Raw genomic sequence first — 10,901 nt, forward strand, 5'->3', positions numbered from 1 at the left:
AATAAAATTAACCTCAACACCTCAAATTTTGAATATGACAACTGAAAACCCAAATGTCATCTCTATCTTATATGCTGATGACGATCCTGAAGATAGAATGCTTGCTAAAGATGCCCTTGAAGAGAGCAACATTAGCAACATCATGCATTTTGTGGAAGATGGAGAGGAACTTATTCAGTACCTACGCAACGAGGGTAATTATGAAGACAAAGAAAAACACCCTACTCCTAGCTTGGTGCTATTAGACCTTAATATGCCTAAAAAAGATGGTAGGGAAGCTCTTAAAGAAATAAAAGAAGACCCCGCTCTCCGCAAAATCCCTGTAGTGATCTTAACTACCTCGAGTGCAGAAGAGGATGTGTTAAAAACCTACGACATGGGCGTAAGCTCTTTCATTACGAAACCAGTTACGTTCGATGGCCTGGTTGAAATCATGCATACATTGGGAAAGTATTGGTCGGAAATAGTGGAACTTCCCAATAGCTAGGAAATCCTCATTTCCCTAACAATTAAAGAGTATGTATATTTAGCATTCCCTTTATAGTAAATAATGTTGAGCGACTGGTTGGATGATTAAGAAAATATTATTGATAGACGACGATGAGGAAGATTTCCTTATCACCGAAGATTTGTTGGAAGAAATTCCCCGAAAAGATTACCAGTTAGATTGGGTGCCTACTTACGAAGAGGCGCTAGAGCAAATTGGAAAAAAAGAGCATGATATCTATTTAGTAGATTACCGCCTTGGTACGCGTGATGGGCTTTCACTCATTAGCGAAGCAAATGCTACTTTTTCCGACCTTCCCCCATTTATTTTGCTCACCGGCCAAGGCGATACCGATACGGATGAAAAAGCCCTCCATGCAGGGGCAGTGGATTTTTTAGTAAAAGGAAATTTTAGTTCTTCGGAACTCGAGCGTTCTATTCGATACAGCTATGCCCATCATAGCAACATGGCCGAAATCAGGATGCTCAACAGTGAGCTGGAAAAACGGGTAAAAGAAAGAACCTTGGAACTAGCCGAAACGGTGGAAAAGCTGGAAAACAGCAACCACAACCTCCAAGACCAGATACGGGTTCGAAAAATTGCCGAAGAAGCGCTTCGCGAAAGCCAAAACCTTTATAGCACCATCGCTCATAATTTCCCCAACGGCACCATTAATGTGCTGGACAGAAACCTTCGATTCGTGTTTGTAGATGGGAAAGAGCTCAGCGAGATCAACATGTCTTCCAAAGATATAGTAGGCAAAACGGTAGCAGATATTTTTGAAGATGTGGAAGCTGCCAGCTTCGTAGCCTCCCAGTACCTACGTGTATTTTCTGGCGAGATAGTCAACTTCGATGTAGCTCTTTGGGGCAGACAATATGTGTTCCATGCCACCCCACTTCCAGGCACTACCGATGAGATTAGCCAAATACTGGTAGTAGCCGAAAATATTACCGAAAGGAAAAAAGCGGAGGAGGAAATGATAAAGATGCTGGAAAAAGAAAAGGAATTGAATGAGCTGAAATCGAGGTTTGTAACCATGGCTTCGCACGAGTTCCGCACACCTCTCAGCACTATTCTTTCATCTTCTTCCCTTATATCCAGGTATGAAAACACCAGTGATCAGGGCAAAAGGTTAAAGCACGTAAACAGGATAAAATCTAATGTAAACCACCTCAACCGTCTGCTCAACGACTTCCTATCGCTAGGCAAGTTAGAAGAAGGCAAGGTAATGGTACACCCCGAATACTTCGACCCTGTTGCCCATACCGAATCGGTAGTGGAAGAGCTTTCACTTTCTACCCTAAGTGAACAAAATATATTGCTCAATTCATTTGGCGAACCCACTTCAGTCTTTCTGGACAAGCAATTGATCAAAAATATTCTGATCAACCTTATGTCGAATGCGGTGAAATATTCACCCAACGGTAAAGATGTAGAACTTGAACTTCATTTTACCGAAGAAACATTTGCTATAAAGATCATAGATCATGGAATAGGCATACCTGAACAAGAACAAGTTCACTTATTTGAGCGCTTTTTTAGAGCAAAAAACACAACAAACATCCAGGGAACAGGTCTAGGGCTAAATATTGTGAAAAGATATGTCGATCTTATGAATGGAAATATTGATTTTTACAGTAAATTAAACGTAGGTACTACTGTTACGATTACTTTTCCCTTAGAGCTTGGAAGCTGACAGGTGGCTTTTCTAAGGGAAATAATGAATGATAACTGCGCGGGAAGGCCGTCACAAACTCGATTAAACAAAAAGACAAATGAAAAAAATCCTCATTATTGAAGATAACACTGACGTTAGGGAAAACATCTCTGAAATATTAGAACTAGCCAACTATGAAGTATTGGCTGCTGAAAATGGTAAAGTTGGCGTAGCGATTGCCCAAAGCGAGCATCCTCACCTCATCATTTGCGATATAATGATGCCAGAATTAGATGGTTATGGCGTGCTTCACATCCTCAGCAAAAACCCTAATACCAATACTATTCCTTTCATTTTCCTTACAGCCAAGTCCGAAAAAGATGATTTCAGGAAAGGGATGAACCTTGGGGCAGACGATTACCTCACCAAGCCATTTGACGATATAGAACTGCTTGATGCTGTGGAGATGCGCCTTAAAAAAGGAGCTATGTTTCATGCCGAGTTTAATAGAAGTGTAGATGGCCTGGACGATTTCCTCAACAAAGCCCGAGGTCTAGAAGACCTTCAGAACCTTTCGAAAGACCGCAAAACAAGGATTTATAAGAATAAAACAAACATTTACCTGGAGGGAGACATTGCCAATGCGGTGTATTTTGTAAACCGCGGTAAGGTAAAGACTTACAAGACCAACAGCGATGGAAAAGATTACATCACTGGTCTCTACAAAGAGGGCGACTTTATAGGGTATATGGCCCAGCTTGAAGGTTCTACACACAACGAATCCGCCATGGTGCTCGAAGAATCTGAAATTTGCATCATCCCTAAAGAAGATTTCACTTCGCTGATCTTCAACAACAAGGACGTATCCAATAAGTTTATAAAAATGCTCTCTAACAACTTGAAAGAAAAGGAAGAGCAACTTTTGACATTAGCCTACAGCTCTGTAAGGCAGCGTGTTGCCGAAGCATTGCTCATGCTCAAAAGCCGTTTGGATGAGGACAATAAAGAGGGGACAATCAATATTACAAGGGAAAACCTTGCAGGTATTGTGGGTACAGCCATCGAGTCTGTCATCAGGACCCTATCGGATTTTAAAGAGGAGAAATTGATAGAAATAAAAGGCAAGAAAATTACGATTATCAACGATGCGGGGCTTAACCGCATACGTTCATAACACTTGGCAATTTGCTGATTTCCTAACCCAATACTTGGTGCATTTTGTAATATATCCTTTGTTCAAACTCATCAAAAACAGAAGTTTGTCCTTATTGAGGAAAGCTTCTGTTTTTTGTTTCCTCTTGTTTGTAAAACAGATCACTGAGTGAGAAATTCACAAACAAAAATAGTTTTGAGTACCAAATCGTTTAGTGATCTAAAGTATTTTTAAAATTTTACAAAACAATTAAGTATTTTTAAAGAGAAGACAAGTCTTGCCAAAGGTATTTTTTACTCTATAAACCAACTTTTGAACCACTATACTTTGGTAATACAATCAAACTTCTTTGAGTCCACTCAAAATAAAAACACCTTGTAACCTAGCGGAATGATGGCGCAAAACAATTATATAGATGAACTAGAACAAAACCACAACCTCTGGTTAGAGGATATCAACACTATTAAGGAAGAAATCTCTGACTTGATCACCGAGCTTGCTGAAAAAATAGACGACAATGAGGAGTTGCCCATTTGCAAAAAGTTGTCCGATGCTCAAAACAACCTTGTAGGCCTACACATGCTTTTTGAGAACCTCGTTACAGACATCATTAACTTTCGGTATGCACTCAGGCGCTACTCTAAGCACCACGCAATGGCTCTCCAGAGTAATTATTTCCAAAAGCATAAAAAGCTAGCGACCGCCATCCAGCGCAACAAAAATCAATTTGATGCTTACAAAGCAGAGGCTCGTTCTCTCTTATAGCGAAAGCACTTTTACTGTTTCCTCCTTTTTTTCAAGTCCTTTTCCGCCAATATCCTTATCTCTTTTTCACCGCCTTCCTGAACGTACTCCACCCCTATCTCGCCAGCTTGCTGCCAAGCTTTCCATTCTGTTTCAGACATACTTATTTCCACAATACCATTTTTGAAAGATGCTTTCAGTTTTACATCTTGTTTTTCCAACAACAACCTAAAAAACAAAAAAGACGCTCCGGGGAAAAACAGTTTGACCTCTAATACTTCCCCATTTCCAAGAGCTATAATTTCATTCTCTTGCAAGCGTACATTCAAAAAATTTTCTGATATCCTAACCTTCATTTTAATAGAGTTTGTACCGACGACGGTTTACTTTGTTAATAAGTGGTAACTACAGTGCAATAAACTAAAAGAAACCAACCTTACAAACGTACAATAAAACGACAATACTTACATGAAACAGTTTTTTAACTTATGAACAGCAAAAAAGTATCTTGTTAATTAGTATTAAGCGATTTTTAGATTAAAAACCAAACATGTACTTTTAATCTTGAATAAAATCCCGTGTACAAAAACACAGGTCAATTCAACAAAAAACCAACTAAAAATTACATTTCCTTAAATTATCTTACTTAGGCGAAAGCTAACAAACTCATACTCACGCTCCTTGCCTTCATTCTGGAGGGAAACAGGAAAAATAATTAATGGCTTAGGCAAACTTCTTAAAAACGAAATGAATTAAGCCACAAACTAATTAAGCCTAAAAAACTAAGGTAATTGAATTAAATAGCTATGAAGATAACACTTCGACTACTTCTTGTAGGTTTTCTATCCCTTGCGATAACCGAACAAAGCATTTCTCAGCAGTTCACTGAACGTGCAGCTGACTATAACATCAACCTTGCCGGGGCTAAGGATGGCGGGTTCTCATTTGGCTATCTTAATGGAGATGAACACCTTGACCTCATAGTAAATACTTACGATGGTCAGAAACGCAGTAGGGTTTACTTCTTTGAACCTGCTTCGGGAAAGTATATTGATGTAACAAGTACACATGCAAAAGGTATATTGGCAGATGTGCTAGAGGGCAGCACTGCCTTGGAACGCTCGTTGGTCATCGTAGATTTCAACAATGATGGATACTACGATTTTGTAAGGAACTCTGCTTTTAGAGTAGAAGTATACCTCAATAACGGACCTGGTGCTGGTTATACTTTTGGTCGGCTCCCAAGCCAATTACCCAATTTTGTGTTGTACACAGCCGATATAAACGACCCTTCTGATCATCCCTTCAAAATTCCTGGAGGTATGAACACAGAAGGTATTGGCGCATTGGATTACGATAATGATGGTGACTTAGACCTTTTCATAGAAAACCACAACTGGGGCGTAGAGATATATGAAAACACAACCATAGGTGCAAAAAGTGGCGATAATCTTTTTGTTCATGTTCTCCCAACTAGCATTGGATTGCCTTTAGGTGGCGGTACTGACCCGTCTTTCACTTATTACGATGGTGATTATGCAACCGTAACCGATATCAATAATGATGGATATATTGATATGTTGGCCAGAAAGAACGGTAGAAACGCTGTTGACCTCTACATAAACAACCCAGAAAACCCTGGGAATTTCATGCAGAAGTATGACATTCAGAATGCTAGCAATGAAAACAAGGGCGCGGTTTCTTTTTACGACTTGGACAATGACAACGACTTTGACCTGATCTGGACTGCTTCAAAAACGACAGAGATATATGAACTTGACGCCAACGGAGACTTTGTTCTTGTTCCTGGCGCATTTCCTTCTAACACAAACCTAGATAACATCGATGGTTTGGCAGGTGGAGATATTGACCACGATGGTGATATTGATATTTTCTTGGCCGATGACCAAGGTAGCAGCTTCTTAATGATAAATGAAACTGAAGCTGGAGGACCAATCAAATTTGTACAGTCAAATAACGGAATAGATGTCAATGGTGATGCAGAAGGCGCTCTTTTCACGGATGTAGATGAAGATGGCGACCTTGATTTGTATGTAAATCTTAATGGACTCGAAAACCAATTGTGGATCAACGATCTGAACACAACTGAAAAAGGAAATGATTTTATAATAGTTAAGGTTTTGGAAAATAGGGATACTGATGGAAACATCGGCAACCCAACTTTTGAAAACGCAGAGGGAGCTAGATTAGCCCATGGTGCAAATGCTGTTATTCTCGATTACTGCGGAAATGTAGTAAGCGGATTGAGAGAGCTAAACGGTGGAAATGGCCATGGTACTCAAGGACCTCCTCTCGTGCATTTCGGCTTGCCAAATGGTTACAAAGACAAGTTTTTTGTGCGCGTTTCTTACCCTGATCTATTGAACGACCCTAATGGTCGATTGATCATTGAAAAAGAGGTAAAACTAGCAGAACTACAAAATGGCAATTTGTTGGTAGTTAGTCCTGATATGGAATCGGATACAATTAATAGAGTGCCAGTTGCCGTAGATGATAGCTACACTATTATTTGCCCTGCTGATTCTATAGCAGGAAATGTTGGGGACAATGACTATGACCCAGACAGTACTGTTTCTGTATTCTCACTCGCAACTGATAAAGATGAAATAAGCGGAGACCTAACTTTCAACGAAGACGGTTCTTTTGTGTACTACAACAATGGATTTGTAGGAATTGATAGCTTTCAATATGTTATAGCTGATCCTTGTGGAACTACTGATTCTGCAATGGTAAGAATTGACGTTACATGTGATGGTGAAGAGTGCCTCCCTCCTACAGCCGGTGCAGATACGTTGTCAGCCGCTTTCTGTGGCGAGCCGATACTGATCGATGTGGCGCAGAACGACTCTAGCTCGAATGGGCTTGACCTTGTTTACGATTCTACCTTGGTGATCGAGGCTCAGCACGGAACGGTCGCTTACAAAGAAAATGGAATTTATGCCTACATGCCTGAAAACGGGTTCTTGGGTGAAGACTCTTTCTCCTACAGGGTATGCACTACCGGCGACACTTGCGGAATGATGTGCGATACCGCTTCTGTCACCATCAACGTGCTGGAATGTCCCGCGGATTGCGTGCCGCCGACCGCCGGTGCGGATACCTTGTCAGCCGCTTTCTGTGGAGAACCGATTTTGATCGACGTGGCACAGAACGACTCTAGCTCGAACGGGCTGGATCTTGTTTACGATTCTGCACTTGTAATTGAAGCACAGCACGGTTCGGTTGTATTGAAAGAAAATGGAATTTATGCCTACATGCCTGAAAACGGCTTCTTGGGAGAAGATACTTTCTCGTACCGGGTTTGTACTACCGATGATAAATGTGGGACTATGTGCGACACCGCTTCGGTTGCGATTACCGTCTTGGAATGCCCTGTGGATTGTGTGCCACCGACTGCCAATGCAGATTCAGCTTCTGCACTTGTTTGCGACCCTTTCATAAATATTGATGTTTCGGCAAATGATGAAAGCCCTAGCGGAGAAGAGCTTGTTTATGACTCCGTACTGGTTCAAAACCCTGCTTTTGGTAGTGTGAAAATGAGCAGCAACGGTACATTTACCTACACCCCAGATTTCATCACCGTAGGTTTGGACTCGTTCGCTTACCGAGTTTGTACAGTAGATACAAAATGCGGCACTCAATGCGATACTGCTTATGTATTTGTAGAAGTAGAAAGCTGTGACCTAGCTCCTCCAGTTTGTAAGGAAGTGATAGCCATAGACGACACGTTGGCAAATGCAATCTGCGGCGAAGTAATAGTAATTGATGCAACCGCTAACGATTCTATCCCAGAAGGTGTCATAGCAATTTATAGCGATGTCACCCTCAATGGACCTGAGCACGGCACTATCTCCATGACGGTCAATGGTATTTACAACTATACTCCTGATAAGGAATACGACGGGGAAGATAAGTTCAGTTATGTGGTTTGCACAGAAGCTACTGATACTTGTGAAGCTACTTGCGATACGGCTACGGTTTATATCAATGTAAGCTGCGGCACGGAAAACTGCCTACCACCAGTTGCCGAAGCCGATACCACTTCGGGGCAAAACTGTGGAGAGCCGTTCTTCATTGATGTTGCCGCGAATGATTTCAGCCCCAACGGCATCGACCTTGTTTACGATACGCTACCTGTGGTATTGCCAGAACACGGCTCGGTTAGCTTGATGGCCAATGGAACATACTCTTATCTTCCTGAAGCTGGGTTTGAGGGCGAAGACTCGTTCTCTTATAGAGTTTGCACCAGCAACGATACTTGCGCTACACTTTGCGACACGGCCACGGTAACTATCACCGTATTGCCTTGTGACGACATTGAAGAGTGCGAAGAAGTGATAGCTATGGACGACAGTGTTTCTTCTGCTACTTGTGGAGTGGAAGTTGTAATTGATGTAACCACAAATGATTCTATTCCAAAGGGAATTAGGCCTATTTACAGCGACATCACACTTGACGGACCTAAGTTCGGTACACTTATAATGACTGACAATGGTATTTATACCTACACAGCCACAGAGAACTTTAGTGGAGAGGATAAGTTTAGCTATATCGTTTGCACTGAAGCTGCTGGATTATGTGAATCGTCTTGCGATACGGCTACGGTTTATATCAATGTAAGCTGCGACACGGAAAACTGCCTACCACCAGTTGCCGAAGCCGATACCGCTTCGGGGCAAAACTGTGGAGAGCCGTTCTTCATTGATGTTGCGGCGAATGACTTCAGCCCCAACGGCATCGACCTTGTTTACGATACGCTACCTGTGGTATTGCCACAGCACGGCTCGGTTTCGTTGATGTCAAACAGTACATATTCATACATCCCTGAAAGTGGATTTGAAGGAGAAGACACCTTCTCTTACAGAGTATGTACCAGTAACGATACTTGTGCTACGCTCTGCGATACAGCTATGGTAACCATCACTGTATTGCCTTGCAACATAATAGAATGCGAAGAAGTAGTTGCTGTGGACGACACGGTTGCTTCGGCTTCTTGTGGAGTTGAAATTTCAATTGATGTAAGTGCCAATGACCTTATCCCGAGCGGCGTTACTGCAACATATAATGCGACAACGCTTGACGGCCCTGAGCACGGCACTATCACAATGAATGCAAACGGAGTTTACCAATACACTGCCGAAGCGGATTATACTGGTGAAGACATGTTTAGCTATATAGTTTGTACAGAAGCTACAAGTCTTTGCGAAGCATCTTGCGACACGGCAACGGTTTATATAACCGTAGAATGTGAAACTGGTTGTGATCCAGCTTGTACAGACCCAATAGCAAACGATGACGAATATACAGTAACCGATTGTAGCATAGAATCACTCACTGAGAATGTGGCGCTTAATGATGAGCTTTCAATAGCATGTGGAAGCCATATATTCAGCGTAGTGGAAGAGCCACAGTTCGGTACGGTAGAATTCGAAAACAACGGAGACTTTGTTTATACTCCTACTAATGTCGGGACAGGATTCTCAGGAGATCAATTTGTGTACGAAGTATGCAATGACTGTGGAAAATGTGATACAGCTACGGTACAGATCAATATTCAACCAGAAATATTTACCATGTTCTCACCAAATAATGATGGGGTGAACGACTTCTGGCAAATAGACTGTGTAACACCAGGTTATAAGGTACAGATCTTCAACAGGTGGGGCAACTTGGTATTTGAAGCCAGAGGCGGAAATGATCCAAATTACTCATATGCCATCACTTGGAAAGGTGAAACCAACAAAAACACTGGCATAAGCGCAGGAACTGATGTAGTGCCAGACGGAACATACTTCTTCTTATTGTATGACCAAACTGGAAAACTGATAGAAACTGCTGAGACATTTATAGTTGTAAAAACTAAATAACAACAACAATGAAACTACTGAAGATAAATTTAACTACCCTACTAGCAGCTTTATTGACATTAATTGGTACACAAGCTTTTGCCCAGCAAGAGCCCATGTATTCTCAATACATGTTCAATGGCGTAAGTATCAACCCTGCTTATGTGGGCAGTCACGAAGCCGTTAGCCTTTCGGCTTTGGCAAGAAGGCAATGGACAGGGCTAGAAGGCTCGCCTACCACCGAAACCTTTACTATCCACAGTCCTTTAGGCAAAGGTACCGGACTAGCAGGAGGACTCAATATTATTCATGACCAGATCGGCGCTACCAATAGGGTTTCAGTTGCCACGGCATTTGCTTACCAAATACCGCTAGGCTTCGGCAAGTTATCTTTCGGGGTAAAAACTGGTTTGATCAACTACCGCACTGATTACTCAAAGTTGACAGTTCAAAACCCCAACGATTTTGTATACGGAGGGGCACAAGTTGTTTCTGAAGTTACACCCGATGTAGGAGCTGGGGTATACTACTATAGTGATAAGTTTTTTGCTGGACTTTCTGTACCATCTATCCTCAATACTGGCAGTACTTCATCGGAAGGTATTTCAATAGAAAATATCAAAAAACATTATTTCTTATACTCTGGCTATGTGTTCACCCTTTCAGAAACGCTTAAGCTAAAACCAAATGTATTGGTGAAGGCTGTAGAAGGGGCACCTGTTCAGCTTGACCTGAATGCCAATATGTATTACAAAGATATTTTCGGTGTAGGGCTGTCGTACCGTTCACTCGATGCTCTGGCACTTATTATGCAATACAATATTTCACCGAAACTTAGCTTCGGCTATTCGTATGATTTTGTAACCACTACCGAGCTCAGCCAAGTTCAGTACGGTTCACATGAATTTGTACTCAATTACAGATTTAGTTTCGATAAAAATATATTGTTGACCCCAAGGTATTTCTAATACCAAAAGGGATAGAATTTGT

Annotated in this window: 7 protein-coding genes; 6 read left to right on the forward strand and 1 reads right to left on the reverse strand. The window is 41.6% G+C overall.

Going from position 1 to position 10,901, the window contains the following annotated elements; all coding sequences use genetic code 11:
• Positions 1-34: 34 nt before the first annotated feature.
• The 4 genes from R9C00_19990 to R9C00_20005 all read left to right on the forward strand — a co-directional run bounded on the left by R9C00_19990 (position 35) and on the right by R9C00_20005 (position 4,065).
• On the forward strand, positions 35-487 hold the full coding sequence (locus R9C00_19990; GenBank protein WPO33982.1) for a response regulator: 453 nt from the start codon (positions 35-37) through the stop codon (positions 485-487).
• Between the two features lie 82 nt (positions 488-569).
• Entirely contained in the window at positions 570-2,186 is a 1,617-nt protein-coding gene (locus tag R9C00_19995) for an ATP-binding protein (GenBank protein ID WPO33983.1), read from the forward strand.
• A 79-nt stretch (positions 2,187-2,265) separates the two neighbouring features.
• Positions 2,266-3,321, forward strand: a complete 1,056-nt coding sequence (locus R9C00_20000) for a response regulator (GenBank protein WPO33984.1) — start codon at positions 2,266-2,268, stop codon at positions 3,319-3,321.
• A 369-nt stretch (positions 3,322-3,690) separates the two neighbouring features.
• The gene (locus R9C00_20005) at positions 3,691-4,065 is read left to right on the forward strand and encodes a hypothetical protein (GenBank protein ID WPO33985.1); all 375 of its coding nucleotides are present in this window, start codon (positions 3,691-3,693) and stop codon (positions 4,063-4,065) included.
• Between the two features lie 11 nt (positions 4,066-4,076).
• Here the strand turns inward: R9C00_20005 and R9C00_20010 are convergent, their stop codons facing one another.
• Entirely contained in the window at positions 4,077-4,400 is a 324-nt protein-coding gene (locus R9C00_20010; protein ID WPO33986.1) for a hypothetical protein, read from the reverse strand.
• Positions 4,401-4,850: 450 nt separating this feature from the next.
• On the opposite strand from R9C00_20010, the gene R9C00_20015 reads away from it, so the two are divergent.
• Together R9C00_20015 and R9C00_20020 are read left to right on the forward strand one after the other, a co-directional pair.
• A complete protein-coding gene (locus tag R9C00_20015; GenBank protein ID WPO33987.1) occupies positions 4,851-9,932 on the forward strand; it encodes an Ig-like domain-containing protein in 5,082 nt (1,693 codons plus the stop codon).
• Between the two features lie 8 nt (positions 9,933-9,940).
• A complete protein-coding gene (locus R9C00_20020; protein WPO33988.1) occupies positions 9,941-10,879 on the forward strand; it encodes a type IX secretion system membrane protein PorP/SprF in 939 nt (312 codons plus the stop codon).
• The last annotated feature ends 22 nt before the right edge of the window (positions 10,880-10,901 follow it).

This window comes from Flammeovirgaceae bacterium SG7u.111 (assembly GCA_034044135.1).
Classification (GTDB): Bacteria; Bacteroidota; Bacteroidia; order Cytophagales; family Flammeovirgaceae.

Coding starts and splice junctions, on each gene's coding strand:
- R9C00_20005 (WPO33985.1), top strand. CDS start 3,691: ATGATGGCGCAAAACAATTATATAGATGAACTAGAACAAAACCACAAC.
- R9C00_20015 (WPO33987.1), top strand. CDS start 4,851: ATGAAGATAACACTTCGACTACTTCTTGTAGGTTTTCTATCCCTTGCG.
- R9C00_20010 (WPO33986.1), bottom strand. CDS start 4,400: ATGAAGGTTAGGATATCAGAAAATTTTTTGAATGTACGCTTGCAAGAG.
- R9C00_20000 (WPO33984.1), top strand. CDS start 2,266: ATGAAAAAAATCCTCATTATTGAAGATAACACTGACGTTAGGGAAAAC.
- R9C00_20020 (WPO33988.1), top strand. CDS start 9,941: ATGAAACTACTGAAGATAAATTTAACTACCCTACTAGCAGCTTTATTG.
- R9C00_19995 (WPO33983.1), top strand. CDS start 570: ATGATTAAGAAAATATTATTGATAGACGACGATGAGGAAGATTTCCTT.
- R9C00_19990 (WPO33982.1), top strand. CDS start 35: ATGACAACTGAAAACCCAAATGTCATCTCTATCTTATATGCTGATGAC.